The organism is Azospirillum picis (assembly GCF_017876115.1).
Classification (GTDB): Bacteria; Pseudomonadota; Alphaproteobacteria; order Azospirillales; family Azospirillaceae; genus Azospirillum; species Azospirillum picis.
Genome location: NZ_JAGINO010000005.1, coordinates 219435 through 245643 on the forward strand (window position 1 = coordinate 219435; position 26209 = coordinate 245643).

The 26209-nt window shown below is 70.0% G+C and carries 25 protein-coding genes; 19 read left to right on the forward strand and 6 right to left on the reverse strand.

Features of this window, described 5'->3' with window-relative positions; genetic code table 11:
* Positions 1–76: 76 nt before the first annotated feature.
* From J2850_RS09820 to J2850_RS09870, 11 genes are all read left to right on the forward strand, one after another.
* Entirely contained in the window at positions 77–943 is an 867-nt protein-coding gene (locus tag J2850_RS09820) for a branched-chain amino acid ABC transporter permease (RefSeq protein WP_209981082.1), read from the forward strand.
* Positions 943–1956 (forward strand): branched-chain amino acid ABC transporter permease, encoded by a 1014-nt coding sequence (locus tag J2850_RS09825; RefSeq protein WP_209981084.1) that lies wholly within the window; start codon positions 943–945, stop codon positions 1954–1956. Before J2850_RS09820 ends, J2850_RS09825 begins: the two co-directional genes overlap by 1 nt.
* Positions 1953–2672, forward strand: coding sequence for an ABC transporter ATP-binding protein (locus J2850_RS09830; protein WP_209981086.1), 720 nt, complete (start codon positions 1953–1955; stop codon positions 2670–2672). Before J2850_RS09825 ends, J2850_RS09830 begins: the two co-directional genes overlap by 4 nt.
* A gap of 4 nt (positions 2673–2676) precedes the next feature.
* Positions 2677–3459 carry an ABC transporter ATP-binding protein gene (locus tag J2850_RS09835; protein ID WP_246512949.1) on the forward strand — a complete coding sequence of 261 codons (783 nt, stop codon included), beginning with the start codon at positions 2677–2679 and terminating at the stop codon, positions 3457–3459.
* Positions 3460–3644: 185 nt separating this feature from the next.
* Positions 3645–4433 carry a putative hydro-lyase gene (locus J2850_RS09840; RefSeq protein ID WP_246512950.1) on the forward strand — a complete coding sequence of 263 codons (789 nt, stop codon included), beginning with the start codon at positions 3645–3647 and terminating at the stop codon, positions 4431–4433.
* A gap of 96 nt (positions 4434–4529) precedes the next feature.
* Positions 4530–5306 carry a substrate-binding periplasmic protein gene (locus tag J2850_RS09845; RefSeq protein ID WP_209981089.1) on the forward strand — a complete coding sequence of 259 codons (777 nt, stop codon included), beginning with the start codon at positions 4530–4532 and terminating at the stop codon, positions 5304–5306.
* A 40-nt stretch (positions 5307–5346) separates the two neighbouring features.
* Complete coding sequence (gene pxpB, locus J2850_RS09850; RefSeq protein ID WP_209981091.1) at positions 5347–6120, forward strand: 5-oxoprolinase subunit PxpB; 774 nt, start codon at positions 5347–5349, stop codon at positions 6118–6120.
* Entirely contained in the window at positions 6117–7139 is a 1023-nt protein-coding gene (locus J2850_RS09855; protein ID WP_209981093.1) for a 5-oxoprolinase subunit C family protein, read from the forward strand. The genes pxpB and J2850_RS09855 overlap by 4 nt, the downstream gene beginning before the upstream one ends.
* A gap of 55 nt (positions 7140–7194) precedes the next feature.
* On the forward strand, positions 7195–8769 hold the full coding sequence (locus J2850_RS09860) for a methyl-accepting chemotaxis protein (protein WP_209981094.1): 1575 nt from the start codon (positions 7195–7197) through the stop codon (positions 8767–8769).
* Between the two features lie 67 nt (positions 8770–8836).
* On the forward strand, positions 8837–9598 hold the full coding sequence (locus tag J2850_RS09865) for a LamB/YcsF family protein (RefSeq protein WP_209981096.1): 762 nt from the start codon (positions 8837–8839) through the stop codon (positions 9596–9598).
* Between the two features lie 414 nt (positions 9599–10012).
* The gene (locus J2850_RS09870) at positions 10013–10684 is read left to right on the forward strand and encodes a porin (RefSeq protein ID WP_343206879.1); all 672 of its coding nucleotides are present in this window, start codon (positions 10013–10015) and stop codon (positions 10682–10684) included.
* A 59-nt stretch (positions 10685–10743) separates the two neighbouring features.
* On the opposite strand, the gene J2850_RS09875 is transcribed toward J2850_RS09870, so the two are convergent.
* Positions 10744–12435 carry a methyl-accepting chemotaxis protein gene (locus tag J2850_RS09875; protein ID WP_209981100.1) on the reverse strand — a complete coding sequence of 564 codons (1692 nt, stop codon included), beginning with the start codon at positions 12433–12435 and terminating at the stop codon, positions 10744–10746.
* Positions 12436–12969: 534 nt separating this feature from the next.
* On the opposite strand from J2850_RS09875, the gene J2850_RS09880 reads away from it, so the two are divergent.
* Complete coding sequence (locus J2850_RS09880; protein WP_209981103.1) at positions 12970–13533, forward strand: DUF1993 family protein; 564 nt, start codon at positions 12970–12972, stop codon at positions 13531–13533.
* 68 nt (positions 13534–13601) lie between these two features.
* On the opposite strand, the gene J2850_RS09885 is transcribed toward J2850_RS09880, so the two are convergent.
* The 4 genes from J2850_RS09885 to J2850_RS09900 form a co-directional block, all read right to left on the reverse strand.
* Entirely contained in the window at positions 13602–14753 is a 1152-nt protein-coding gene (locus tag J2850_RS09885; protein ID WP_209981105.1) for a cysteine desulfurase family protein, read from the reverse strand.
* A gap of 18 nt (positions 14754–14771) precedes the next feature.
* Positions 14772–16157: a PQQ-dependent sugar dehydrogenase gene (locus J2850_RS09890; RefSeq protein WP_209981107.1), complete on the reverse strand. Its 1386-nt coding sequence runs from the start codon at positions 16155–16157 to the stop codon at positions 14772–14774.
* 43 nt (positions 16158–16200) lie between these two features.
* Positions 16201–16395 carry a hypothetical protein gene (locus J2850_RS09895; protein ID WP_211113849.1) on the reverse strand — a complete coding sequence of 65 codons (195 nt, stop codon included), beginning with the start codon at positions 16393–16395 and terminating at the stop codon, positions 16201–16203.
* Positions 16396–16585: 190 nt separating this feature from the next.
* Entirely contained in the window at positions 16586–18823 is a 2238-nt protein-coding gene (locus J2850_RS09900) for an O-linked N-acetylglucosamine transferase, SPINDLY family protein (RefSeq protein ID WP_209981108.1), read from the reverse strand.
* A 172-nt stretch (positions 18824–18995) separates the two neighbouring features.
* Here J2850_RS09900 and lptF point away from each other — a divergent pair, with 172 nt between their 5' ends.
* The 4 genes from lptF to J2850_RS09920 all read left to right on the forward strand — a co-directional run bounded on the left by lptF (position 18996) and on the right by J2850_RS09920 (position 22769).
* Positions 18996–20168, forward strand: a complete 1173-nt coding sequence (gene lptF / locus J2850_RS09905; RefSeq protein ID WP_246512952.1) for an LPS export ABC transporter permease LptF — start codon at positions 18996–18998, stop codon at positions 20166–20168.
* The gene (locus tag J2850_RS09910; protein WP_209981110.1) at positions 20165–21199 is read left to right on the forward strand and encodes a glycosyltransferase family 9 protein; all 1035 of its coding nucleotides are present in this window, start codon (positions 20165–20167) and stop codon (positions 21197–21199) included. The genes lptF and J2850_RS09910 overlap by 4 nt, the downstream gene beginning before the upstream one ends.
* 89 nt (positions 21200–21288) lie before the next feature.
* The gene (locus J2850_RS09915) at positions 21289–21819 is read left to right on the forward strand and encodes a flagellar biosynthesis regulator FlaF (RefSeq protein WP_209981112.1); all 531 of its coding nucleotides are present in this window, start codon (positions 21289–21291) and stop codon (positions 21817–21819) included.
* A 41-nt stretch (positions 21820–21860) separates the two neighbouring features.
* Positions 21861–22769, forward strand: a complete 909-nt coding sequence (locus tag J2850_RS09920) for an alpha/beta hydrolase family protein (protein ID WP_209981114.1) — start codon at positions 21861–21863, stop codon at positions 22767–22769.
* Between the two features lie 96 nt (positions 22770–22865).
* On the opposite strand, the gene J2850_RS09925 is transcribed toward J2850_RS09920, so the two are convergent.
* A complete protein-coding gene (locus tag J2850_RS09925; RefSeq protein WP_209981116.1) occupies positions 22866–23510 on the reverse strand; it encodes a TetR/AcrR family transcriptional regulator in 645 nt (214 codons plus the stop codon).
* Between the two features lie 92 nt (positions 23511–23602).
* Here J2850_RS09925 and J2850_RS09930 point away from each other — a divergent pair, with 92 nt between their 5' ends.
* The 3 genes from J2850_RS09930 (at position 23603) to J2850_RS09940 (ending at position 26201) form a co-directional block, all read left to right on the forward strand.
* Positions 23603–24268 carry an O-methyltransferase gene (locus J2850_RS09930; RefSeq protein ID WP_209981118.1) on the forward strand — a complete coding sequence of 222 codons (666 nt, stop codon included), beginning with the start codon at positions 23603–23605 and terminating at the stop codon, positions 24266–24268.
* 217 nt (positions 24269–24485) lie between these two features.
* On the forward strand, positions 24486–25673 hold the full coding sequence (locus J2850_RS09935) for an MFS transporter (protein ID WP_209981119.1): 1188 nt from the start codon (positions 24486–24488) through the stop codon (positions 25671–25673).
* Between the two features lie 135 nt (positions 25674–25808).
* On the forward strand, positions 25809–26201 hold the full coding sequence (locus J2850_RS09940) for a hypothetical protein (protein WP_209981121.1): 393 nt from the start codon (positions 25809–25811) through the stop codon (positions 26199–26201).
* Positions 26202–26209 lie beyond the last annotated feature (8 nt).

The window sequence follows — 26209 nt, forward strand, 5'->3', positions numbered from 1 at the left end:
GTTCCATGCACGGGACGGGGCCGGACGGTCCGTCATCGCTCCCTGGCCCACCCTTAGCCACAGGGGGTGCACGGCAATGACCGCCGACATTCTCATCCAAGTGCTCGTCTCGGGCCTGCTGATCGGGCTGATCTACGCCCTGGTCGCCGTCGGCCTGACGCTGATCTTCGGCGTGATGGACATCGTCAACTTCGCCCATGGCGAGTTCCTGATGCTCGGCATGTATGCCAGCTTCTGGGCCTTCGTTCTGTTCGCCATCGATCCGATCGTGGCGCTGCCGATGACGGCGCTGCTGCTGTTCGCCGTCGGCGTCATCGTCTACCAGACCGTCATCCGCCGCATCCTCAAGGCACCGATGCTGTCGCAGATCTTCGCGACCTTCGGCCTGATGATCCTGCTGCGCGGGCTGGCGCAGTTCTTCTGGAAGCCCGACCACCGGCTGATCCCGCACAGCCTGGTCAGCGGCAACATCGCCCTCGGCCCGGTCCAGTTCGGGCTGCCGCAGTTCGTGGCGGCGCTGGGAGCGATCGGCGTCACCGGCGCCCTGTGGGTCTTCCTGCACCGCACCCGGCTCGGCACGGCGCTGGAGGCCACCGCCATCGACCGCGAGGCCGCCACCCTGATGGGCATCGACGGCCAGAAGATGTTCGCGCTGGCCTGGGGCATCGGCGCGGCCTGCGCCGGGCTGGCCGGCGGGCTGATCGCCACCTTCTTCCCGATCTTCCCCGAGGTGGGGGCGAACTTCATCCTCATCGCCTTTGTCGTGGTGGTGCTGGGCGGTTTCGGCAGCATCACCGGCGCCTTCCTGGCAGGCATCATCGTCGGCCTGATCGAGGTGCTGGGCGGCTTCCTGGTCGGTCCGGAATACAAGACCGCCATCGTGCTGTCGCTGCTGCTGATCGTCCTGCTGGTGCGCCCGCGGGGCCTGCTGGGGAAAGCCTGATGACGACCATGACCCAAACACGCAAGGCGGCCGCAGCCGCCGGCCTGCTGGCGCTCGCCGCCCTGCTGCCGCTGGCCGTCACCGAGCCGTCGCAGCAGAACTTCCTGATCCTCATCCTGATGGGCGCGCAGCTCGGCGTCGCCTGGAACATCGTCGGCGGCTATGCCGGGCAGGTTTCGCTCGGCCATGCGGTGTTCTACGGGATCGGCGCCTACGCCTCGACCATGCTGCTGCTGACGCTGGGGCTGTCGCCCTGGATCGGCGCACCGGTCGGCGGGCTGGTCGCCGTCCTCTTCGCGCTCGCCATGGGCTGGCCCTGCTTCCGGCTGAAGGGGCATTACTTCGCCATGGCCACCATCGCGGTGGCGGAGATCGTCCAGGTCCTGGTGACCAACAGCGACCTCCTGGAAGGGGCGGTCGGCCTGACCCTGCCGATGGACCGCGGCGGCCTTGGCTGGCTGATCTTCCTGTCGAAGCTTCCCTATTATTACGTGGCGCTCGGGCTGCTGGTGCTGACCGTGCTTGCATCCTGGGCGATCGAACGCAGCCACATCGGCTATTATTTCCGCGCCATCAAGGACGAGCCGGAAGCGGCCCGGGCGCTCGGCGTCAGCCTGACCCGCTACAAGCTGATCGCCCTCTCGGTCTCCGCCTTCCTGACCGCGCTGGGCGGCAGCTTCTATGCGCAGAAGGAGATGTTCATCGATCCCGGTTCGGTGCTGGCCACCTCGGTGTCGATCAAGATCGCGTTGATCGCCATCCTGGGCGGTGTCGGGCGGCTGCTCGGCCCGGTGCTGGGCGCGGTGATCCTGATCACCATCGAGGAGTACAGCCGCACCCTGTTCGGCAGCACCGGTTCGGGCACCGACATGATCATCTACGCCACCATGATCATCCTGGTCGCCGTGTTCAGCCCCTCGGGCGTGCTTGGCCTGCTGGGCGACCTGCGCCGCCACCTGCCGGGCGGCGGGCGCACGGCGGCGGAACCCGGCAAGATGGAGGCCCGGCCATGAACACCGCACCCCTGCTGGCCGTCGACGGCCTGGGCAAGGCCTTCCAGGGCCTGGTGGCCAACCGCGACATCAGCTTCACCGTCCATCATGGCGAGATCATCGGGCTGATCGGCCCGAACGGGGCGGGCAAGACCACGCTGTTCAACTGCCTCGCCGGCTTCCACACCCCGACCAGCGGACGCATCGCCTTCGAGGGGCGCGACGTCACCGGCTCCACGCCCGAGGCGGCGGCGGCGCTGGGTATCGCCCGTACCTTCCAGATCGTCCGCATCTTCCAGTCGATGAGCGCGCTGGAGAACGTCATGGTCGGCGCCATGCTGCGCAACAAGCGGGTTGCCGCGGCGCGTGAACGGGCGGAAGCCGAACTGTCCTTCGTGGGCCTGTCCCACCGCGCCGCCGTGCCGGCCGGCGACCTCACCGTGTCCGAGCAGAAGCGGCTGGAGGTCGCCCGTGCACTCGCCACCGAACCGAAGCTGATCCTGCTCGACGAGGTGATGGCGGGCCTGAACCCTACGGAGGTCCGCGAGGCGTCGGCCCTGGTCCACCGCATCCACCTGCGCGGCATCGCCAGCATCATCGTCGAACATGTGATGGAAGGCATCATGCCGATCGCCCACCGCATGCTGGTCCTCGACTACGGTGCCAAGATCGCCGACGGCACGCCGGCCGAGATCGCCGAGAACCCCGCCGTCATCGCGGCCTACCTGGGGGAGTGAGAGCATGCTGCAACAACAGCGGTCCCAGCCCGTCCGTCCCGCCACCATCGATGCCGCCGAGGATCCGGTTCCGTCCCGCCCGATGCTGCAGGTCCGCAACATCCAGTCGAGCTATCGCCGCGTCCCCGCCATCCGCGACGTCAGCCTCCACCTCGGCACGGGGGAGATCGTCGCCCTGGTCGGCGGCAACGGCAACGGCAAGTCGACGACGCTGCGCGCCATCGCCGGCCTGAATGCGCTCGACGGCGGCTCCATCACCTTCAAGGGCAAGGAGCTTTCCGCCGTCCCCGCCCATGAGAGGGTGAAGCGCGGACTGGTCCTGGTGCCGGAGGGGCGGCGCCTGTTCCCCCGCCTGACCGTGGAACAGAACCTGATGCTCGGCGGCTTCACCACCGCCGATGCGGCAAAACGCGAGCAAACGCTCCAATTCGCCTACGACACTTTCACCGTGCTGGGCGAACGCCGCCGTCAGCAGGCAGGCACCCTGTCGGGCGGCGAGCAGCAGATGCTGGCGATGTGCCGCGGCCTGATGAGCCAGCCCGACCTGCTGATGCTGGACGAACCCTCCTGGGGCGTCGCGCCGAAACTGGTGACCCGCATCTTCGAGACCATCCAACTGATCCGCAGCCGCGGCATCACCGTGCTGCTGGTCGAGCAGAACGTCCACCGCGCACTGGAGATCGCCGACCGCGGCTACGTCATCCAGACCGGCCGCATGGTCATGGAGGGCAGCGGCCAGGACCTGCTGGGCAGCGACGAAGTGCGGCAGGCGTATCTCGGGATGTGAGGTCTCCTCGCAGGCGGCCCCCTCCCTAACCCTCCCCCGCCTTACGGCGGGAGAGGGAACTCCGCCGCTCCCGCGCTCAACTCTCCCTCTCCCGCGAAGCGGGGGAGGGTTGGGGAGGGGGTAAAGCACCTTGCCATCGCCCGCCCCCAACCACAAACCACCACACACCTTCCCGGATGACCCCCATGACCACCATGCCCCTCTCCGCCGCCGCCGAACGCCTGCGCATCCGCAGCGGCGAGAACAGCGGCCAGACCGCCGGCCTCGCCCCCGGCCATGTCCAGGCGAACCTCGCCATCCTGCCGGCCGACTGGGCCGGGGATTTCCTGCGCTTCTGCCAGGCCAACCCGCGCCCCTGTCCGTTGCTGGCGGTATCGGAGGTCGGCGACCCCCGGCTGCCGACGCTCGGCCGGGACATCGACATCCGCACCGATGTGCCGCGCTACCGCGTCTACCGCGACGGCGTCCTGACCGACGGGCCGACCGACATCATCGACCTGTGGCGGGATGATTTCGTCGCCTTCCTCATCGGCTGTTCCTTCTCGTTCGAAGAGGCGCTTCTCGCCGACGGGCTCCCGGTGCGCCACATCGCGATGAACCGCAACGTGCCGATGTACGAAACCAGCATCCCATGCGCGCCCGCCGGCCGCTTCCGCGGCAACATGGTGGTGTCGATGCGGCCGATGGTTCCGAAGGACGCCATCCGCGCCGTCCAGATCACCTCGCGCTTCCCGTCGGTGCATGGGGCGCCCGTGCATTTCGGCGACCCGGCGGCGATCGGCATCCGTGACATCGCCGACCCCGAGCATGGCGAGGCGGTCCCGATCGAACCCGGCGAGGTCCCGGTGTTCTGGGCCTGCGGGGTGACGCCACAGGTCGCGATCCGCAACGCCCGTCCGCCGATCGCCATCACCCACAGCCCGGGCGCCATGCTGATCACCGACCTGCTGAACACCCACCTGTCGGTGCTCTGAGTTCTCCGCGGGCTTCGCGGCCCGCCTTCCGATCCCCGCATGAAACCGGCCACCGCGCAGCATCCCGCCTGCGCGGACACAGTGGAGGCTTGCCCGATGTCGCGTCCGCTCCCGTCCCGTCTTCTGTCGTCCACGCTCATTGGCACCCTTCTGGCCGGCGGCCTGTTCGCCGCCGTGCCGGCGGCTGCCGACCAGTTGCGCATGGTGGCGCTCAGCTTCCCGCCGCTGATCTACGACGACGGCGGCAAGCCGGCCGGCATCGCCTACGACATCGTGACGGAAGCGATGAAGTCCGCCGGCCACAGCGTGACGGTGGAGATCATGCCCTGGGCGCGGGCGCTGGAAACCGTGCGCAGCGGCGAGGCGGACGCGGTCTTCACCGCCTACAGGACGCCGGAGCGCGAGCAGTTCCTGAATTACTCCACCCAGGTGCTGGTGCCGCAGGTGGTGTCCCTGTTCGTGGCGAAGGACAGCCCGCTCGGCTTCGACGGCGACCTCGCCAAGCTATCGGGCCACAGGTTCGGCGTGGTCAACCAGATCAGCTACGGCCCGATCGTCGACGAGGCGATCAAGGGCGGCGTGCTGCCGGCGGTCGAGAAGTCCAACGACAGCGACAGCAACTTGAAGAAGCTGCTGTCCGGCCGCTTCGAGGTGATGCCGAGCAACCGCTACGTCGCGCAGTATTTCCTGAAACAGGCCGGTGCGCTCGACAAGGTGAAGGAACTGACCCCGGCGGTCCAGGACATCCCCAGCTACATCGCCTTCACCAAGGCGCGCGACACCACCAGGCTGCGTGAGGACTTCGACGCCGGCGTCGCGGCGATGAAGGCGAGCGGCGCCTACCAGCAGGTGCTGGACAAATACGCGCGCTGACCCGCGGCGCGCCTCTCCTCCGACTGCCTCGAGAATTCCCATGAGCGTGACCACTCCGTTCCCGGCACCCGTGCTGCGGACTGCCGGCGACAGCGCCTTGATCGTGGAACTGGGCGACGGCATCGCCCCCGACCTGAATGCGGCCGTCCACCGGCTGGACCGTCGCATCGACGAAGCCAGCATCGCCGGGTTGATCGAGACGGTGCCCACATACCGCTCGATCCTGGTGCAGTTCGACCCGGCTGTCACGACGGCGGAGGTGCTGGGCGGTCGGCTGCTGGAACTGGCGGCGGGACTGGAGGAGGCCGGCACCGGGCCGCAGCTTCGTTGGATCATCCCCGTCTGCTTCGGCGGCGCGCATGGCGAGGATCTGGACGAGGTGGCGCGCCGCTGCGGCATGCCCGCCGAGGAGGTGGTGCGCCTGCACTGCACCGTCGACTACCGGGTCTACATGCTGGGCTTCTCCCCCGGCTTCGCCTATCTCGGCGGCTTGCCGGCGGCGCTGCACCAGCCACGGCGGGAAAACCCGCGCATGGCCACTCCGGCCGGCAGCATCATGCAGGGCGGGGGGCAGGCGGCGATCTCTCCGATCGCCATGCCCAGCGGTTGGCATCTGCTGGGACGGACGCCGGCCCGCACCTTCGACCTGCGGCGGGATCCGCCCTTCCTGCTGGCACCCGGCGATCGCATCCGCTTCACCGCCATCACGGCCGCCGAGTACGACCGGCTGGAGGGAATAGCCGGCTACCTGCCGGACAGTGAAACCGTCTCCGTGGCTGCCGCCGACCCCATGGTACAGGGAGCTGCCGCATGACCACCCATCTGCGTGTCGTCTCCGCCGGCCCCAGCTCGACGCTGCAGGACCGGGGGCGGATCGGCTATCAGCGCTACGGCGTCTCGGTCGCCGGCGCGGCCGATCCGCTGCTGCACGCCGCCGCCAACGTCCTGGCCGGCAACCCGCCCGCCGAGGGGGCGGTGGAGTTCACCCTGGCCGGCGACTGCATCACGGTCGAGGGGGGGACCGTGCGCATCGCCGTCGCCGCCGATGCCGAGGTGGCGGTGGATGGCGAACCGGCCCCGTCCTGGACCAGCCTGCGGCTCCGTGATGGCCAGACCCTGCGCATCGGCGCCCTGCGCAGCGGCATGCGCGGCTATTGGGCGGTGGAGGGCGGCATCGCCGCACAGCCGGTGCTCGGCAGCGTCTCCACGCACATACGCAGCCGTATGGGTGGGCTCGACGGCGGGCCGCTGAAAGCCGGCGACCGGCTGCCTCTGCGCCTCGACCAGGCTCCCGACCGCGGGGAGCATCGTCTCGACCCGTCGCTGCTGCCCCGTCGCAGCGGTACGCTGCGCGTCATGCTCGGACCGCAGCAGGACTACTTCACCGCTGCCGGGATCGAGGCGTTCCTGTCGGAGGATTATGCCGTGAGCCACGAAGCAGATCGCATGGGCTGCCGCCTCGACGGCCCGACGATCGAACATGCCCGCGGCTTCAACATCACCTCCGACGGCATTCCGCTGGGGGCGGTGCAGGTTCCGGGAACGGGCCGCCCGATCGTGCTGCTCGCCGACCGCCAGACCACCGGCGGTTATCCCAAGATCGCCTGCGTCGTCGGACCCGACCTGGCGACCCTGTCGCAGATGCGGCCCGGCGACCGGGTGCGCTTCGCCGCCGTGGGTCCTGAAGAGGCCTGGCGCATCCGGGCCGCGCAGCGCGAGGCCTTCGACGCCCTTCCCGGCCTCCTGCAATCGGCCGGTGCCTTCGCCTTGTACGACAGCGCCCGCCTGCTCGGCTTCAACCTGATCGGCGGCGCCGTCACCGGATGGGACTGAGGCCTTGCCGCCTGCTCCCTCGCCCAACCTCCCCAATCGCCATGGAGTGGACCTGATGCTGCAGCGTGTGGGCCGTACCCTAGCCATGCGTGTCATCGTGCCGATCGCGGTGATGGTGACCGTCATCAGTGCAACCGGCATTGCCGCCGTGGTCACCATGAACCGCGAGGATGCCCGCACCGCCTTGGAGGACCGTGCCGCCGTGACCGTCCTGGTGATTGCCGGCGGGTTGGCCGAACCGCTGTGGAACGTCGATCAGGATTCCGCGGCGGCCCAGCTCGCCGCCCTGGCCAATGATCCCGATTACGTCGGCAGCCGCGTGCTCGATCCCAAGGGTGAGGTCTTCGCCCGGAGCGGCGACGTGTCGGCGGCCGATCCGGCGGTGCTGGTCCGCCGTACCGATATCCAGCGCAAGGCGGATGGCCGCCTCGACCGGCTGGGGACGGTTGAAATCCACCTGTCCCCCCGCCGTGCCGAGCGTCAGGCGGCGGAACGCGCCTGGCTGCTGGCCGGCGGCGGATTGGCGGCGCTTGTGGCCTTGTGCGGCGTGCTGTTCCTGATGGTCCGTGGCGCCACGCGTCCGATCGTCCGCCTGACTGCGGTGATGACGCGGCTGGCGGCCGGTGACGGCACCGCCGAGGTCCCGTCCCGCGATCGCAGCGACGAGATCGGGCGCATGGCCGCCGCCGTCCAGGTCTTCAAGGAGCAGGGGGCAGCCAACCAGCGGCTGGAGGCCGAGCAGGTCGAACTGCGCCGGCGGGCCGAGGCAGAGCGCCATGCCGCCATTGCCGCCGTCGCCGATGATTTCGAACGGCGCGTCGGCACCACCCTGTCCGAGGTCCTGCGAACCACGGATGGGATGGGCGACGCCACCCGCAGCCTGGCCGGCGTCGCGGAACAAAACGGACAGCTCAGTCGCCAAGCCGCCGGCAACGCCGCGGCCGTCAATGCGTCGGTCGACGGCATGGCGGCCGCCGTCGACGAGCTGGTGGCCTCGATCCGCGAGATTTCGGTCCAGGCGCAGCATTCCCAATCGATCGCCGACGAGGCGTCCCGCCGGGCCTCGCGTGCCACGGATCAGGTGGCCGGACTGGTGCAGGCATCCGACCGGGTATCGGCGGTGGTCACGCTGATCAACGCCATCGCCAAGCAGACCAACCTGCTGGCGCTGAACGCCACCATCGAGGCGGCCCGTGCCGGCGAGGCCGGCAAGGGCTTCGCCGTCGTGGCCGGCGAGGTGAAGGCGCTGGCCACCCAGACCGCCAAGGCGACCGAGGACATCGAGACGCAGATCCGCGCCATCCAGGACTCCACCGGCTCCGCCGCCGACGAAATCGTCGAGATCGCCCGCGTCGTACACGGCCTCAGCCAGATCAGCGCCTCCATCGCGGCGTCGGTGGAGGAGCAGAACGCCGCCACGACGGAGATCGGCCGCGGCGTCAGTGAGGCGGCCCAGGGCGTGCGTGCCCTGCTGAGCGACGTGACCGCGACATCGGAGACTGCGGGACAGACCGGGGCGGCATCGGTGCAGCTCGAAGGGGCGGCCGGCGCGCTGACCGGGCAAATGGACAGGATGCGCGGCGAGGTTGCCGGCTTCATCCGCTCTCTGCGAAAGTCCGACGCTGCCTGAGCCGGACGCCGGCTTGCGGGATTGCCTGTGCACACAGGGCCGGCCCGACCAAACAAGGGGGGATGCCATGCCGACCATTGATCTGAACTGCGACATGGGGGAGGGGTACGGCGCCTGGGCGATGGGCGACGACCGGGCGATGCTGGACATCGTCACCTCCGCCAACATCGCCTGCGGTTTTCACGCCGGCGATCCCACCATCATGGCGGACACCGCCGCGCTGGCGGGAGAGAAGGGGGTGCGCATCGGCGCCCATCCGGGGTTCGAGGACAGGTCCGGCTTCGGTCGCCGGATCATCCGCGGGATGTCCGCCACGGAGGCGGAGCGGCTGGTCGCCTACCAGATCGGTGCGCTCCAGGCTTGTGCCGCCCTGTCGGGGCAGCGGGTGACCCACGTGAAGCCGCACGGTGCCCTCTACAACATGGCGGCGGTGGAGCCGGAATTGGCCGGCGCCATCGCCCGCGCGGTCAGGGCAGTGGACCCGTCGCTGCTGCTCGTCGTGCCGCCGCTGAGCGCCATGGACCGCGCCGGCGATGCCGCCGGCCTGCGGGTGGTGCGTGAAGCCTTCGCCGACCGGACCTACGAGGACGACGGCACCCTCACTCCGCGCAGCCTCGCCGGGTCGGTCATCCATGATCCCGGGATCGCGGCGGCACGGGTGGTGCGGATGGTTCTGGACGGTGCGGTCGAGAGCCGGCACGGCACCCGATTGCCGATCGTCGCCGACACCGTCTGCGTCCATGGCGACACGCCGTCCGCCGTCGCGATGGCTGCCGCCGTCCGTACGGCGCTGGAGGCGGCGGGGATCATGGTGCGGGCGCCGGTATGACGCCGGAGTGAAGCCACCGTCGCCGGTTCGGTAGCGGAGCCCCGCACCCGTTCGTCATCTCTCCCGTCGGGCGCGGGAGGAACAGGTCGCCAGCAACCGACGCCCGATACACGCCGTCCACCCTGAACCTCGGTCAACGATCCAGAACGCGGATTCGCGCACATCGCGAATCCGCGTTTGTTTTTGCACCGCAATAGGCAAGAACTCGGTCACATTTTTGTCTGAAAATTCGACGAAGCTGCGCCAAAGGAGAAAGGATAAAAGGGGAGACCTCGCCCGAATGGACAGTCGAACCTCGGCCAAACAGCACAGGTCCTCCCGATGAAACGACCGATCTTTCTGCCTATTCTGGCGGCACTGACGATCTTTTCAGCCGGGTCGGTTTCAGCGGACATTCTCTACAAGAAGGATAGCATTTCTGATCAGAAGCGCTTCTTTCAGGTCGATGTTTCCTGGGGGGAATTGGAAATCGGCCAGACCGACGGTGCGCGCAGCCGGCTGGTGGCAGCCGGGGCATTGCCGCTGACGGCGGCACCGGGAACCGGCACGGCCAAGCTGACCTATTACACGCCGCCGGTGCGTGGCTTCGAACTCGGCGCCAGCTATACGCCGCTGCCGCGCGGCGCCGCGGAACTCCCCGATCCGCGGGAGGCGCTGCATCTCGTCGAGGCGGCGATCCGGAAGACCGTCACCGTCGGCGGCGTCAATGCGCGGCTGACCGCCGGGACCAGCCGGGCGCGGGTGCGCGGCGACAGCTACCGCCTGCCGCGCCAGTCCTGGATCGTCGGGACGCAGTTCACCTGGCAGAGCGTGACCTTCGACGGCGACCTGCGCCAGCAGGAGGACTCCGGCGGCGTGGCAATGCGCAGCCTCAATGCGGCGCTGGCTTACGGCCACGGCAACATGAAGCTGTCCCTGCGGGTGCGGCATTCCGAGGCGGAAGGGGCGGACACCACGGACCGCTATCTTGCGGACCTGTCCTACCAGCTCACGCCGCGCTGGCAGCTCATGGCCGACACGGCGGTCGACAGCGGCGGCGAGTCATCGGGCACGGTCGTGAAGGTGGGGGCGCGCCTGGTGTTCTGAGGCCGGGATGGGGGGGCGGGAGACACCGCGGCCTCCCTTGCCCCTCCTCATGCGCGGCCTCAGGCCGCGCGGATGCCAGAGAGGAAGCGCTCCACCTCGGTCTTCATCATTTCCGACTGGCGGGACAGTTCGCCCGCCGCGCCCAACACCTGGGAGGCTGCCGAGCCGGTCTGGGTGGCGCCGCGGCTGACGTCGGTGATGTTGAGGGTGACCATCTCCGTGCCGCGGGCGGCCTCCTGCACGTTGCGAGCGATCTCGCCGGTGGCGGCCCCCTGCTCCTCGATCGCCGAGGCGATGGTGGTGGCGATCTCGTTGATGCTGCCGATGGTGGCGCCGATCCCGGTGATCGCCGACGCGGCCTCGCCGGTTGCCTGCTGCATCGCAGAGATCTGGCCGGCGATCTCGTCCGTGGCCTTGGCGGTCTGGTTGGCGAGGTTCTTCACCTCGCTCGCAACCACGGCGAACCCCTTGCCGGCCTCCCCGGCGCGGGCCGCCTCGATGGTGGCGTTGAGCGCCAGCAGGTTGGTCTGGCTGGCGATGTCGGTGATGAGCTGCACCACCTCGCCGATGCGTTGGGCCGCCTCGACCAACCCCTGGACGCGGCCGTTGGTCGCCTCCGCTTGGTTCACCGCCTGCCCGGCGATCGCCGTGGAACGAGCCACCTGAGCGCTGATCTCGCGGATCGAGGCCGACAGCTCGTCGGTCGCCGCGGCAACCGTCTGGACGTTGACCGATGCCTGTTCGGCGGCGGCGGCGGTGCTGGCCGCTTGGCTGTTGGTCTGTTCGGCGGTCAGCGTCATGCTTTGCGCGGTGGCGTCCAGCTCGGTCGCGGCGGCGCTGACGGTGCGCAGGATGCCGGACATGCCGTTGTCGAAGCCCTCGATCAGGCGCTCTACCGCGGCAGCCCGCTGCTCCTTGGCCTGGCGTTCGGCCTCCTCCGCGGCTGCCATGCGTTCACGGTCGATGGCGTTGCTCTTGAAGATCTCCATGGCACGGGCCATGCCGCCGATCTCGTCGCCACGCTCGCTGCCGACCACCGCGACGCCGAGGTCGCCATGGGCGAGGCGCGTCATGGTTCCGGTGATTTCCGAGATGGGACGGGCGATGCCGACACGGGAGATCACGATGCTGCCGGCCAGTGCCGCACCGATGCCGCCGACGCCGATGACCAGCATCAGCGTCAGCATGCGCGTGCTGTAGGCGTCCAACTCGTCGTTGGCACGCTGGATGCCCAGGTAGTTCTGCTGCGACCGCCGCTCCAGCTCCTCGCCGAGAGCCTTGCGGTTGGCGCGGGTGGCATTGGTGTTCCCGTATTTGTTCGCCTCGTCCGGTCCAGCCTCGGCGCCGAGGCGCGCCGTCTCGTTGCGAAGCTGGACGAACTCGCCGACGGCCTTCTCCAGCGCCGCAAAATCGGCCTTGCGGTCGGGCGGCAGCAGGGTCTTCCACTCGGCCATCCGGCTTCCCATCTGTGCGGTCGACTCGGTGATGGCCTTGGCGAAGCTCTCGATTTCGGCTTTCGATTGGGCGGCATAGAGGCCGCGGCTGTCCATGACCACCTTGTAGATCAGGCCATTCATCTGCTCGCCGAGCAGTGCCCGCTTGGACTGGCCCTGGATGTCGTCGACACGCTCGTTGTAGGTCCCCATTGCGACAACACCGAGAGTGCCCAGAAGGGCAGCCGTCAATGCCATCCACACGACCACGGCGCCGATTTTCATGCTGATGCTGAAGCGTGCGAGGAACCTGCTCATGCCCTGCCCCCAATCCCTAACATATGCCGTATGGCGGGTAGCATACCACCGTATGAGTTTCGAGAAGGTTACGGGTTGCGTCTAATTGAAACGATTGGTTATCAAGTCACACAATAGTCGCATGTCCAACGACCTGTTGGAATAATGCTCCTTTCCCGCAGCCATCATTTCGCCCGGCCGTGATCGATGGCGGGAAGTGCTGCGGCAGGAAGGACTGGCAATACGACTTTGGTCCCCATGGTGAAGCAATGGTTTCGACCCTTAACGAAATCCCGGCAGCTTGCCGCATCTGGGAAACTGCATGGTTCTTCAGAGCCGCATAGGCTTGATGACTGACGGGGCTATGCACGGAAGACCGGAGGCCGCCGGTCGCGACTGCTGTCGACGGGGTGCCAGGGCCCTCGGCACCATGATCCGCGACTGGCCCGGATAGCCGGCGACTGGGTGGAAGCGCCCCTGACGCCCTTGGCGAGGCTGGCCGTTTCCGCCGGAGCCATGATAGATCTTGCGGCTCTCCTATCGCGAGGGTCCCCCATGTCCCTGACCGACCTGCTCCTGCCCACTTACCGCAACATGCTGCGGACGCTTGCCGGGCTGCTGGCCAAGATGGAGCGGCAGATGCCCGATCGGGCCGAAAGCCTGCTGTCCGCGCGTCTGGCGCCCGATATGTACCCACTTGCCGCCCAGGTCCGCTTCGCCGCCTACCAGGCCCAGGAGGCGACCTTCCGCCTGCGCGGGGAGGCTGTTCCCGCATATCTCGATGCCGTGCTCGCCGAAGCGCGCAACGCGGGCGACAACCCCGGATCCTTCGGGGATGCGCAGGTGCGGGTCAGCGAAGCCCTGTCGTATCTTGATGGCCTCGCCGACGACGCCCTGGACGCCGGTGCGGCTCTGCCGATCGCGATCGAGCTTCCGGGCGGACTGACCTTCGACATGACCGGGGAGCAGTTCGCCCGTGACTGGGCGTTGCCGCAGTTCTATTTCCACACCGTCGCAGCCTATTCGATCTTGCGGAACCAGGGAGTCGAGGTCGGCAAGGCTGACTACGTGCCGCACATGTTCGCCTATATCCGGCCCGGGCCGGTGCCCGCGGCATAGTCGACCGGCAGGGTTCGCCCCGCTCGCGCGTTCGGCGCCCCGCGCGACCTGCGGCAGCCGAAGTCATATCACCCGATCCCGGCGCCTTTGCGATGGAGAGGCTCCGGATCGGCGAGCACCGCGGCGAGCCGGTCGGCGGCCCGGTCCACCTCCTCCGCCGTCGTTCCGTGGCCCAGGCCGAAGCGCAGGCTGCCATGGGCATCGCCGGCAGTCAGCCCGATGGCCAGGAGGACGTGCGACGGCTCGCCGCTGCCGCTGTGGCAGGCCGAACCGGTGGCGACGGCGATGTCCGGCAGGTCGAGAAGGCGGTCGGCGGCATCGACGCCCGGCAGCGTGATATGCAGGCAGCCGGCCAGGCCGTCCTCAGCACCGTTGCGCCGGATGCCCGGCAGCCGGTCCCGCAGGGCCAGCCACAGCCGTTCCCTCAGGGTCCTGAGGCGAAGGGCCTGCTCGTCGCGCCGCTCGCGCGCCAGGCGGCAGGCGGCCCCGAGCCCGACGCAGAGCGGCGTCGGCAGGGTGCCGGGCCGCCGGCCGCGCTGTTGTCCGCCCCCGGGGGCGGCCGGAACGGGACGCAGAGGCGCACGAGCGACCAGCGCCCCGATCCCCATCGGTCCGTACATCTTGTGGCCCGACAGGCTCAAGCCCTGCAACCCCAGCGCCGTCATGTCCACCGGCACCGTCGTCACCGCCTGCACGGCGTCGCTGTGCATCACCGCGCCATGCCGGGCCGCGACGTCGGCGAGCGCCGCCAGCGGCTGGAGGGTGCCGATCTCGTTGTTGGCCGCCATGACCGAAACCAGCGCCGGCTCACCGCCGCAGCCGGACAGGGCGTCGTCCAGGTCGTCCGGGGTCACGCAGCCGGCGCCATCCACCGGCAGCATTTCGACCGGATGGCCGCGCCGCCGCAATTCCGGCAGGCAGGCGAGCAGGCTGGGATGCTCCACCGCGGAGACGACGCAGCGTCCGCCGGGCGGCAGGCCGCCCAGCAGGGCCAGCATGTTCGCCTCGGTAGCGCCCGAGGTGAAGACCACGTCGCCCGGCTGCGCCCCGACCAGTGCTGCGACCTGCTGCCGGGCCTCCTCGATGGCGTCGGCGGCGCGCCAGCCGGCAGCGTGGGCGGCATGGGGGTTGCCGACGGAGCCCGGACGCATCCAGGGCAGCATGGCATCGAGCACCAGCGGATCGAGCGGCGTCGAAGCGAGATGGTCGAGATAGATCATCCCGCCAGTATCGCGCGATCAGGGCCGGAAGGGGAGGGGGGCCGCCGGCTTCTCCGTCGGCCCCTCCGCCGATTGCGGCGATCCGCTGCCGCTGACCCGCCAGACGGCGTTGCCGACATCGTCGGCGACCAGCAGGGCGCCTCGCCCGTCCAGTGCGACGCCCACCGGCCGGCCGAGCGCCTTGCCATCCTCGGAGAGAAAGCCGGTCAGCACGTCCACCGGCGGGCCGGAGGGCTTGCCGTTCGCGAACGGCACGAAGATCACCTTGTAGCCGCTGGGCGGCTCGCGGTTCCAAGACCCGTGCTGGCCGATGAAGGCACCATGGGTCAGCGCCTGCGGCAGGCTGCCCGGGCGCGAGAAGGCCAAGCCCAGCGACGCGGTGTGCGGGCCGAGCGCATAGTCCGGCGGAATGGCCTTGGCGACCAGGTCGGGACGCTGCGGCTCCACGCGCTTGTCGATATGCTGGCCGTAATAGCTGTAGGGCCAGCCGTAGAATCCCCCGTCCTTCACCGAGGTCATGTAGTCGGGAACGAGGTCGCTGCCGATCTCGTCTCTTTCGTTGACGGCGGTCCAGAGGATGCCGCTTTCCGGTTCCCATGCCATGCCGTTGGGATTGCGCAGGCCGGATGCGAAGATCCGGTGGGCTCCGGTCTTCAGGTCGATCTCCCAGATTGCCGCGCGGTCCTGCTCAGCCGAGATGCCGTTCTCGGCGACGTTGCTGTTGGAGCCGACTGTGGCATAGAGCCTGCCGCCGTCGGGGCTGGCGATAATGTTCTTGGTCCAGTGGTGGTTGATCGGCCCGCCGGGCAGGTCGACCACCTTGAACGGCTGGCCGGTGGCCTTGGTGTCGCCCTCGCGGTAGGGCACCTTCACCACCGCGTCGGTGTTGGCGATGTACAGGTCGTTGCCGACCAGCGCCATGCCGAAGGGCGAGCGCAGCCCCTCCAGGAACGGCGTGCGGCTGTCGGCACGGCCGTCGCCGTCGGTGTCGCGCAGCAGGGTGATGCGGTCGGCGCTCGGCGTCTTGGCGCCGGCCTTGCCCATCAGCAGGCCCATGACCCAGCCGCGGATGCCCGTGCCGTCCTCGGGCTTGGGCGGGGCGTTCGTCTCCGCCACCAGCACGTCGCCGTTGGGCAGGGGGAGCAGCCAGCGGGGATGGTCCAGCCCGGTGGCGAAGGGGGTGACGCTCAGTCCCTGGGCGGCGGTGGGCTGCCCTCCCTGCGGCCAGCCCACGGCATCGGCGATCTTCACCGTCGGGATCAGCGATGAGCGGGGGGCGGGCAAGGTCGGGTTCGGCCCGGTGCCCGCCGAAACCGGCAGCGTCGCCTCGTCGCCGCACCCGGCGAGCGCAAGCGCCGTCATCGCGGCGCCGAACGTGAAGGCAAGTCGTCGAGGGCTGAGCATGCGCCGCCTCCCGCAAGTGTTGGGCCGCTCCGGCATCGCACGCTCAACGACGGGGGGATTGTTTGGTTCCCCAGGGGAGGCGGCACAGGTCTTCCAGGTCGACCACGACGCCATGGCGGCGCAAAACACCTTGCGCATAGACCGTGTAGAGATGAGCAAGCGCCATGCCGGCGTCGAAGCCCGCTGCCGTGCCGGAGGCACTGGCTGCGCCGACCGCCTGCTCGACGTCCGCGATCACGCGGCGTATCGCTGTCGGATCGATTATCGACGCTCTCCGCAGTGGCGGGGGTGAAGGAGCATTTCGCCCCGGCATCCTCGCTGCCGGTGCCGTCGCTGCCACCCGGGGAACCAGGACCGTGCGCTCGGCGGACGACAGGATCATCGCTGCAATTCGCGCCAAATACAATCAGCAACCGGTTACAATGGTGTCATGCATCGCCGGCGCACAACCGCCGGAGTTCGCCGGCCAGGGCGATCGCCTGCCGCGGACCGTCGCACAGCGGGCCCTCGGCCATCCGTGCCCGCAACGTCCGCCGCAGCTCGGCCAAGCCCTGCGGATCGGACGCCCAGGCGACGGCCCGCTCCACATAGGCGGCGGGATCGGCGGCGACGCATCCCTCGACCCCGGCCACGCTCAGGAAGGCCAGGGAGTGGCGGCTGGAGAAGGTCTCTCCGGGCAGGGTGACGACCGGCACCCCCATCCACATCGTCTCCAGAGTCGTCGTGCTGCCGGAGAAGGGGAAGGGATCGAGAGCCACGTCGACCAGGGCGCAGTGACGCATATGGTCCAGGCTGGAGCTGCCGCCGGCCATCGTGACCCGGTCCGGCGCGATGCCGGCGGCGGTCAGGCGGGCGCGCCACAGCGCCGCCGTGTCCGGGCACGACAGCGCCTTCGTCTTCATCAGCAGCCGCGCCTGCGGCAGCCGGGCGAAGATCGCGGCCCAGGCGGCCAGAACGGCATCGTTCAGCTTGGTCAGGATGTTGAAGTAGCCGAAGGTGACCGGCGCCCCCGTCAGGCAGGGGGGGGGCGTCAGGGCCAGCGCCTCCTCCTCGACGGGCAGGCCGCCGGGAGGGTCGTAGGCGATGAAGGCGCCCGGCAGGCGCAGGATGCGCTCGGTGTAGAAGGGCTCCATGCCTTCCGGGACATGATGGCGGTCGGCGACCAGCGCATCCATGGCGGCCAGCCCGGTGGTCGCCATGTAGCCGGACCAGGCCACCTGGACCGCCGCCGGCTTGCGCGCGAACACCCCCGGCCGGCCGCGGGCGTTATGGCCGGCGAGGTCGATCAGCACGTCCGGCCGGTCCTGGCGGATGCGCGCCGCCAGTTCCGCGTCCGACAGGCCGGCAACCGGAATCCACCGCTCCGCCGCCCGGCGGAACCGGTCGGTCACGTCGTCGGAGTCCGTCTGGTTGGCGTAGAGTGCCAGACGGATGCCCTGGGCCGGCAGCGCCTCCACCGTGCGGACGGCGAACAGGCCGGCGGGATGGCGGCGGAAGTCTCCGGACAGGATGGCGACGGTCAGCGGCCCCGCCGCGGCGGTTGCCTGGGCCGCCGCCTTCCCCTTCGCCGCCACTGCCACCGTGCCTTTCCCTCGGGCCGACCGCCGCGGCCTCGCCCAGTGCCCGCGGTGCGGCGCGCCGTGCACGGCGTCCCAGTCGCGGTGCGCGGCGAGGACGGCCGCCAGGGTCACCCCCGGCCGGAAGAGCTGCAGATAGGCAAGGTTGGAGCGCACGTCGGCAAGCCCGGGGTCGAGCGCCAGCGCCCGGCGGTTGCCGGCCTCCGCCGCGTCCAGCAGCCCCTGGATCTGCCGGACCAGGGCCAGGCTGGCGTGCGCCTCCGCCAGCGCCGGATTGCGGACGAGGGCTGCGGCATAGACCTCCGCCGCCTTCCCCAGCCGGTTCCCCTGCTGGAGCACCTCTCCCAGCCGCAGCAGCGCCTCGTCCCGGTCGGGCCGGACCGCGACGGCCCGGCGGGCCGCGCGCTCCGCCGCTTCCCGCTCGCCCAGGGCCAGCAGTGCAGCCGCAAGGTTGGCCAGCGCCGGGGCATGGTCGGGCCGAAGGGCGAGCGCGCGGGCGAGTGTCGCGGCGGCATCGGCCGGGCGGCTCATCGCCAGAAGCAGTTGGCCGCGATTGGCATGCGCTTCGACGAAGCCGGGGTCATCGGCGACGGCGGCGCGCAAGGCGCTGTCGGCTTCCTCGCGTCGCCCGAGGGCAGCCAGCACGTTGCCGAGGTTGAAGCGCGCCTTCGCATAGCCCGGCTTGCGCGCCGCCGCCTGGCGGAAGGCTGCCGCCGCCTCGTCGAGGCGGCCGAGCGCCTCCAGCGCGTTACCGAGATTGTAGAGCGCCTGGGCGAAATCCGGCCGCAGCCGCAGGGCCTGCCGGTGCGCCGCCGCCGCGTCCTCCGGCCGGCCGAGCGCCTTGAGGGCGCTGCCGAGGTTGTCATGGTAGTCGGCGACGCGGTGGTTCGCCTGGATGGCGGTGCGGATCAGGGCGGCGGCCCGCTCGGGCTCGCCGGACTGGAGGTGGACGACCCCCAGCAGGTGGGCGGCGTCGGCATGGCCCGGCGCGGCGTCGAGCACGGCGTGGTACAGTGCTGCCGCTTCGGCCAGACGGCCGGCCTGGTGGTACGCCAGCGCCGCGTTCAGCGCTTCCTGGATGGTCGCCATGCCCTCCGTCTTAGCGGCTGCCCGCACCGGGCGCCAGTGCTTTCCCGGCCCGGCGCCCGGGCGATGGCGGAGCGGCCCGGAGCCGCCTCGTCCGGCGGACAGGTTTTCAACACTTGACCCGGCGGGCCGGGACGGTCAGCTTGCGGCCCGAGTGTTTCCCCGGCCGACGTCCATGAACCGACTGCAACGGTATCTGTTCCGCAACCTGCTGATCGCCACCCTCTACTCGACGGCGGGCCTGACGCTGACCATCTGGCTCAGCCAGTCCCTGCGGCTGATCGAGATCGTGGTCAGCGCCGGTGCGCCGATGGGCATGTTCCTGTGGCTGCTGCTGCTGACGGTTCCGACCTTCCTGGGCATCGTGCTGCCGCTGGCGCTGGTCGGCGCCATCCTGTTCACCTACAACAAGATGGCGGCGGACAGCGAGCTGGTGGTGATGCGCGCCGCCGGCGTCGGCCCCTTCTCCCTGTCCAAGCCGGCGATCCTCCTGGCCCTGGGGGTGATGGCGGTGGTCTTCACGCTCAACATCTGGATCACGCCGGCGGCCCATCGCGAACTGGTGCGCATGGAATATGCCGTGCGCAGCGACTACTCGCAGCTCTTCCTGCGCGAGGGCGTGTTCAACGAGGTGGGCGACCGCTTCAGCGTCTTCCTGCGCGACCGCGATTCCGACGGCAACCTGCACAAGGTGCTGATCCATGACGGCCGCCAGCCGGACAAGCCGGTCACCATCATGGGCGACAGGGCGGTGATGCAGACCGGGCCGGACGGCACGCGCTTCGTCGTCTATGACGGCAACCGCCAGGAACTGGACCGCAAGACCGGCCGCCTGTCCCAGCTCTATTTCGAGCGCTACGCCGTGGACCTGAAGGCGGTGGCCCCGCAGGAGGCCGACCGCTGGCCCGACGCGCGCGAGCGCTCGACCACCGACCTGATGTCGGGGAACGCGCCGGCCCAGGACGACCGCATGCGCCGCGGCCTGATCGCGGAGCTCCACCACCGCTTCTCGTCCCCCCTCCTGGCGCTGTCCTACGCGCTGGTCGCGCTGGCCTCGCTGCTGTCCGGCGAGTTCAACCGGCGCGGACAGTCTTCCCGCGTCACCATCGCCGTCCTCCTGGTGATGGGGCTGCAGGCGGCGGCATTGGGCCTGACCAGCCTCGCCGGCAAGGCGACGGTGTTCGTGCCGCTGATGTACGCCATGCCGCTGGCCGTCCTGCTGCCGGCACTGTGGGTGATGTCGCGCGGACTGATGCTGAGGGGCGGCCGGCCGAAGGCCGGAGGCGGGCAGGACGACGACCCGCAGCGGAGCCGGGAGGCCGGGGTGGCCGCGAAGGGAGCGTCATGAGTCGCATCCTCTTCATCACCTCCAACCGGCTGGGCGACGCCGTTCTGTCGACCGGACTGCTCGGCCACCTGACCGAGCGCTTCCCCGGCGCGCGGCTGACGGTGGCCTGCGGGCCGCTGCCGGCGCCGCTGTTCCGCGCGGTGCCGGGGTTGGAGCGGCTGATCCCGCTGCCCAAGCGCTCCTTCGCCCGGCACTGGCTGCGGCTGTGGCTGGACTGCGTGACGACCCGCTGGGACCTCGTGGTGGATTTGCGCAACTCGGCGGTCGGGCGGCTGGTGCCGGCCCGGCGCCGTGCCTTCCATGCCAAGGCCGCCCGCCCGATGCACAAGGTGGAGGAGAATGCCGCGGTGCTCGGCCTGTCGCCTCCCCCGGCACCACGGCTGTGGATCGACGCCGCCGCACGCGCCGAGGCCGATGCGCTGATCCCGGCCGGCACCGGCCGCTTCCTCGCCATCGGGCCGACGGCCAACTGGCAGGGCAAGGAATGGCCGGCGGACCGCTTCGCCCGGCTCGCCCTGCGGCTGACCGGGGCGGGCGGTCCGCTGGAGGGAGCGCGGGTCGCGGTTCTTGCCGCCGGACCGGAGCGCGAGCGGGCGCTTCCGGTGCTGGAGGCGCTGGGACCACGGGCGATCGACCTGACCGGCCGTACCGATCCGATGGCCGCCGCAGCCTGCCTGGAGCGGGCCGCGCTGTATGTCGGCAACGACAGTGGGCTCATGCACATCGCGGCCGCGGCCGGTGTGCCGACGGTAGGGCTGTTCGGGCCGGGCTATCCCGAGATCTACGGCCCCTGGGGTTCGGGGGGCCGCGCGGTGACCGGCAGCGTGCCGCGGGCGGATCTGCTGGCCCTCGTCGCCGCGGATGCCGGTGCCCGCGGGCTGATGGACGGGATCGCGGAGGACGCCGTGGCAGCCGCCGCGGACGATCTCCTGGAGGCGCGGCGCGCGGCCCGGCCCCCCGGGACGGCTGCAGGGTGTGACCAGTTTGCGGCAACGCCCGGAGAGGCGGTGGAAGTACCCCCGTTGCGTTGACAAAACCGGGCGGATCATCGACACTTCGGAAGCAACGTAAGGGGCAGGTACGCCCCGATCGGATGGGTTCTCCCCCGAAGGGTCTTGGAATGAAGCCGACTCCCACCTACGCCAACAAGCCGACCTCGGACAATCCGCGCGACGTCGAGGCGTGGGCCCTTGCAGAAGCGGCGCGCCGCATGATCGCCGCCGCCCATGCCAAGGATGAAAAGGCTTTCCGCGAAGCCCTTCAGCTCAATCAGCGGCTGTGGACGATCTTCCAGGCGGCGATCACCGAAGAGGATTGCGGTCATCCGCCGGAGGTGCGGACCAACATCGCCGCGCTCTCGCTGCTGGTCGACCGCGAAACGACCAGCCGCCTGGTGGACCTGGATTTCTCCAAGATCGACACGCTGGTCAACATCAACCGCAACGTCGCCAGCGGCCTGACCGCCCAGGGCGAGTTCGTCGCCGCCCAGCAGGCCGCAGCGGCGCCGGTGGCCGCCCCGGCGGCCCAGCCGCCGGCACCCGCCGCGCCGGGTGCCATGGCCGGGCGCCCGGCCATGCCGCCCCGCCCGCTGACGTCGTCGGTGTCCGATGCCCCGCCGGCCAGCCGGGAGTCGCTGCGGATTTCGATCTGACCATCTCCGGACATCGAGAGGGTTCCATGGAAGGCCGGCGCTTGCAAAACAGCGCCGGCCTTGCCGTTTCCGCCCCCGGCCTCGGGGATGCACGCCGCCGCGCTGTCCTCGGGCTTTGCCGCATCCTGCTCCCCATGGTCGGCCTCGCCGCCTGCACGGCCATGCCGGCCGAGCGGCTCGCCGAAGCCGATGCGGCGGCGCGCTCGGCGGGGCTGCTGCCGCACCGCTTCGACGCGCCGCCCTTCACGCTGGCCGGCTGGCTGCGGGCGGGCAACGAGGGGCCGCTGGTCGTCTACATCGAGGGGGACGGCTACGCCTGGCTCTCCCCGACCCAGCCGTCGAACGACCCGACGCCGCTCAATCCGGTGGCGCTCCGGCTCGCCCGCCGCGATCCGGCCGCGCGGCTGCTCTATCTCGGGCGGCCGTGCCAGTATGGCGGGGTGTCGGCCGATGCCGCCTGCCAGCCGCGCTACTGGACCTCGCACCGCTTCTCGCCGGAGGTGCTGGCCTCGCTCGGCCATGCGCTCGACGAGGCCGAGCGGCTGAGCGGTGCCGGGCAACTGGTGCTGGTCGGCTATTCGGGCGGGGGCGTGGCGGCAGCGCTGCTGGCGGCGCGGCGGAACGACGTCGCGGCCCTGGTCACGGTGGTGGCGCCGCTCGATCTGGCGGCCTGGGCCAAGGCCAAGGGGCTGACCCCGCTTTCGGGCTCCCTCGACCCGGCGCAGGAGGCCGGCCGTCTCGCCAGGGTGCCGCAATGGCACATCGCCGGCGGCAAGGACCGGGTGGTTCCGGCGATCGTCCAGCGCGGCTTCGCCGCCCGCATCGCCGCGCCGGTCACGGTGGTTCCGGGGATGGAGCATGACGGCGACTGGCCGGCGATCTGGCCGGACCTGCGCGCCGCCTTTCCACCCGCCGGCGCTTCCGCCGTGCGCCCTCCCTCCTTGCGGTGAGCGCGGGGTATTGCTCCATCGGACCGGGGTGGGCGAAACCGGGGTGGGCTAACCGGGACAGGCAGGCCGGCACCGGCAGATGCCCCGGCAACCGCCTCAACGCCTCAGGGGGCGGTGCTCCAGCTCCCGCAGATAGGCGCAGACCATATCGGCCATGGCATCGGCGAAGGCATTGATCTCTTCGGGCGTACGCGAGCTTTCGGAAAAACGCTTTCCCACCTGGCTGAGCGTCGTGGTGACAAGGTCGGCTGCCAGCGCGCGGGTGCTGTCCGGCGCGTTGGGCAGCGCCTCCCGCATGAAGGTCTCGACGATGCGCTTTCCCGAGGCCTTCACCTCCTGCGCCTCGGGCGCATCGCGATAGAATGGGGCGGCGTCATGGAGCGCCACGCGCATGCCGGCTTCGTCGCACTCCGAACGCACGAAGGCGTGAACCAGGGCGCGCAGCCGGTCGAGTGGTGCCTTGCCGGTGTCTTCGAGAATGGTGCGCAGCATCTCGCTGGTCTGCCGCCATTCCTCGCATTGGAGCCGGAAGAGGATCGCCGCCTTGTTCGGGAAATACTGGTAGAGCGAACCGATGCTGACGCCGGCCTTCTCGGCCACCCGCGCGGTGGTGAAGCGCGGTGCGCCCTCCTTGGCCAGAACCTGAGCCGCAGCCTCAAGGACGGCTGCGACGAGATCGGTGGAGCGGGCTTGCTTGGGCTGTTTCCGCGAGGAAATCAGCGCGGTTCGGCCGACGGTCATGGCGGCTCCGGCAATGCGAATAGGGAACCTGACGGATTAGTCGTATTTTCGGTCGGGCGCAACACCGCGCTCCATCCGGACCGGAGACCTGCATGAACACCCTGACCACCACGCCGCTTGCCCCACTTCTGCAGCGGCTGTTCGACGAGGCGGAGGCGAGCTCTCCCTTGGCAAGCCCTGCCTTGGCCACCCTGTCCCCCGCGGAACAGGCACGCCTGATGACGAGCAGGACCGATTACCCCGACTTCTACGGCCGGCTGAAGGATTTCCCGCTCGCGGTCTCCCGCGAGACCGGCCGGCTGCTCTACATGCTGGCGCGCAGTTGCCGGGCGCAGGCGATCGTCGAGTTCGGGACGTCCTTCGGCATCTCGACCCTGCATCTGGCGGCGGCGCTGCGCGACAATGGCGGCGGCCGCCTGATCACCAGCGAGTTCGAACCATCCAAGGTGGCGAGGGCGCGCGACCATCTGACGGCCGGCGGGCTCATCGACCTCGTGGAGATACGTGAGGGCGATGCCCTGCGGACGCTCGGCCGCGACCTGCCCGAGGCGGTCGACCTGCTGCTGCTCGACGGCGCCAAGGCACTGTATCCCGAGATCCTGGCGCTGGTGGAGGCCCGCCTGAAACCCGGCGCGCTGATCGTTGCCGACAATGCGGGCGACAGCCCGGACTACCTGGCCCATGTGCGCTCGCCAGCCGGCGGCTACCTGTCGGTTCCGTTCGGCGGCGACGTCGAGCTGTCGATGCGGGTCGGCTGAGGGCGGCGTCCCGGAGGCGGATGCGGGTGCCGTATTGACGCTGCCCGTGGGCCTCGACTAGGCTCCATCATTGCCGGATGATGCCCGAAGGGGAATTCCGGTCGTAAGCGTTTACGTCAACCAACGCACCCATCGACCCGCGTTCCGGCGGGGAGGGTGCGGATGTCTGCGTACCGCACTCCCGCTGGACGATGGTCTCCATGCGGAGTGTGCGAAGGTGTCTTCCACTGATCGGCCCGAGTTGGCCTATCGCCGCGTCGTCACCCTGACGGCGACGCTGTTCCTGTCCTATCTTGCCGTTGCGATGTCGCTCCCGGCGGTGCCGGTGCATGTCGTACAGGAGCTCGGCCTCAACAACAGCCTCGGCGGCTTGACGGTCGGGATTGCCTTTCTGTCCACGATCCTGACGCGCAACTATGCCGGCGTGCGTGCCGACCGGACGGGCGGCAAGCTGTGCATGCAACGCGGCCTGATCCTGTATGCGGCCGCCGGGCTGATCTGCCTGGCGGCCGGCCTGCCGGGCATGCCGGTGGCCGGGGGCTATGCCGTGCTGGTTGCCGGCCGCCTGCTGCTCGGCCTGGGCGAAAGCCTGACCATGGTGGGAATGGTGAGCTGGGCGATCGGCCTGGTCGGCCATGCCCGGTCCGGCAGGGTGATGTCGCTGGTCGGGATCGGCATGTACGGCGCCTTCGCGGCCGGCGGCCCGCTCGGCCTTGCGCTGCTGGACCGCCTGGGCTTCGCCGGGCTGATGGGCGTCTGCACGGTGCTGCCGCTGCTCGGCCTCGCGGCTGTCCACTGGATCCCGGCGGTGGCACCCCATGCCGGCCAGCGCGAGTCCTTCTGGCGCATCATCGGCCGGATCTGGCGGGCCGGCGCCGCCGTCGGCCTGCAGGGGGTCGGCTTCGCTGCGCTGGGCGCCTTCTTCTCCCTTTATTTCCTCAGCCGCGGCTGGCCCCATGCCGGGCTCGGGCTGACCTTTTTCGGCGTCGGCTTCGTCCTTGTCCGGCTGCTCTGCGGCCATCTGCCTGACCGGATCGGCGGAACACCGGTCGCCATCGCCTCGCTGGCGGTCGAGGCCGGGGGCCAATACCTGCTGTGGCTGGCTCCCGGTCCGGTGCCGGCGCTGGCCGGCGCCCTGCTGACCGGGATCGGCTGCTCGATGGTGTTCCCGGCCATGGGGTCGGAGGTCGTCAAGCAGGTGCCGCCCCACCTGCGCGGCACGGCGGTCGGCGGCTTCGCAGCCTTCCAGGATCTCGCCTACGGCGCGACCGGACCGCTGGTCGGCATGCTGGCTGACGCCAATGGCTATTCATCGGTGTTCCTCGTCGGCGGCCTCGCCGCGACGCTGGGCCTGTGGATGGCGATGAGGGCGCACCAGATGGCCCGCCGCCCGGTCGCCGCATGACGGGGGGACGCCGTTCCACGCCCCTCCATTGCCAGACGCGGATGCAGACACTATGATTTTGGGGCGGTCCGGGTCTGGTGCCCGGCGCGCAGCGCCGAGCCCCGTCGGGGCCGCTCGAGACATCGGAAGATCTGCATGGACCTTAACGACCTTTCCCTGGACGACAACCGCACCATCCAGGCCATCGGGATTCTCGCCGACGTGCTGGACGGTGTGGAGGGGCCGGGCGGGCTCGACACCGTGCTGGTGTCCAAGGCACTGCGTCAGGTCATCGCCACGAAGTCGCAGCCGGCCTTCGAGTTCGCCTCGCGCGCCTTCAACACGCTGGATCCGGAAGTGCGGCGCGAAGTGGCGGAGAAGTCGGACGAGGCGGCGCAGCATGCGGTGGAACTGCGCGGGCGCGTCGGCGGCTTCCTGTCGACTGCCCCAAAGAAGCCGGTCGCCCAGGGTCCTGTGGTCGGCCAGCAGCCGAACTTCATCACCGCCTTGAACCTGCGCTCCCGCCGCCGGCCCAACACGCCGTCGTAACGCCCGCC

What these genes read in the sequence shown, in the direction of transcription:
- J2850_RS09820 (WP_209981082.1), top strand. Translation starts at nt 77, where the DNA reads ATGACCGCCGACATTCTCATCCAAGTGCTCGTCTCGGGCCTGCTGATC.
- J2850_RS09825 (WP_209981084.1), top strand. Translation starts at nt 943, where the DNA reads ATGACGACCATGACCCAAACACGCAAGGCGGCCGCAGCCGCCGGCCTG.
- J2850_RS09830 (WP_209981086.1), top strand. Translation starts at nt 1,953, where the DNA reads ATGAACACCGCACCCCTGCTGGCCGTCGACGGCCTGGGCAAGGCCTTC.
- J2850_RS09835 (WP_246512949.1), top strand. Translation starts at nt 2,677, where the DNA reads ATGCTGCAACAACAGCGGTCCCAGCCCGTCCGTCCCGCCACCATCGAT.
- J2850_RS09840 (WP_246512950.1), top strand. Translation starts at nt 3,645, where the DNA reads ATGACCACCATGCCCCTCTCCGCCGCCGCCGAACGCCTGCGCATCCGC.
- J2850_RS09845 (WP_209981089.1), top strand. Translation starts at nt 4,530, where the DNA reads ATGTCGCGTCCGCTCCCGTCCCGTCTTCTGTCGTCCACGCTCATTGGC.
- pxpB (WP_209981091.1), top strand. Translation starts at nt 5,347, where the DNA reads ATGAGCGTGACCACTCCGTTCCCGGCACCCGTGCTGCGGACTGCCGGC.
- J2850_RS09855 (WP_209981093.1), top strand. Translation starts at nt 6,117, where the DNA reads ATGACCACCCATCTGCGTGTCGTCTCCGCCGGCCCCAGCTCGACGCTG.
- J2850_RS09860 (WP_209981094.1), top strand. Translation starts at nt 7,195, where the DNA reads ATGCTGCAGCGTGTGGGCCGTACCCTAGCCATGCGTGTCATCGTGCCG.
- J2850_RS09865 (WP_209981096.1), top strand. Translation starts at nt 8,837, where the DNA reads ATGCCGACCATTGATCTGAACTGCGACATGGGGGAGGGGTACGGCGCC.
- J2850_RS09875 (WP_209981100.1), bottom strand. Translation starts at nt 12,435, where the DNA reads ATGAGCAGGTTCCTCGCACGCTTCAGCATCAGCATGAAAATCGGCGCC.
- J2850_RS09880 (WP_209981103.1), top strand. Translation starts at nt 12,970, where the DNA reads ATGTCCCTGACCGACCTGCTCCTGCCCACTTACCGCAACATGCTGCGG.
- J2850_RS09885 (WP_209981105.1), bottom strand. Translation starts at nt 14,753, where the DNA reads ATGATCTATCTCGACCATCTCGCTTCGACGCCGCTCGATCCGCTGGTG.
- J2850_RS09890 (WP_209981107.1), bottom strand. Translation starts at nt 16,157, where the DNA reads ATGCTCAGCCCTCGACGACTTGCCTTCACGTTCGGCGCCGCGATGACG.
- J2850_RS09900 (WP_209981108.1), bottom strand. Translation starts at nt 18,823, where the DNA reads ATGGCGACCATCCAGGAAGCGCTGAACGCGGCGCTGGCGTACCACCAG.
- lptF (WP_246512952.1), top strand. Translation starts at nt 18,996, where the DNA reads ATGAACCGACTGCAACGGTATCTGTTCCGCAACCTGCTGATCGCCACC.
- J2850_RS09910 (WP_209981110.1), top strand. Translation starts at nt 20,165, where the DNA reads ATGAGTCGCATCCTCTTCATCACCTCCAACCGGCTGGGCGACGCCGTT.
- J2850_RS09915 (WP_209981112.1), top strand. Translation starts at nt 21,289, where the DNA reads ATGAAGCCGACTCCCACCTACGCCAACAAGCCGACCTCGGACAATCCG.
- J2850_RS09925 (WP_209981116.1), bottom strand. Translation starts at nt 23,510, where the DNA reads ATGACCGTCGGCCGAACCGCGCTGATTTCCTCGCGGAAACAGCCCAAG.
- J2850_RS09930 (WP_209981118.1), top strand. Translation starts at nt 23,603, where the DNA reads ATGAACACCCTGACCACCACGCCGCTTGCCCCACTTCTGCAGCGGCTG.
- J2850_RS09940 (WP_209981121.1), top strand. Translation starts at nt 25,809, where the DNA reads ATGGACCTTAACGACCTTTCCCTGGACGACAACCGCACCATCCAGGCC.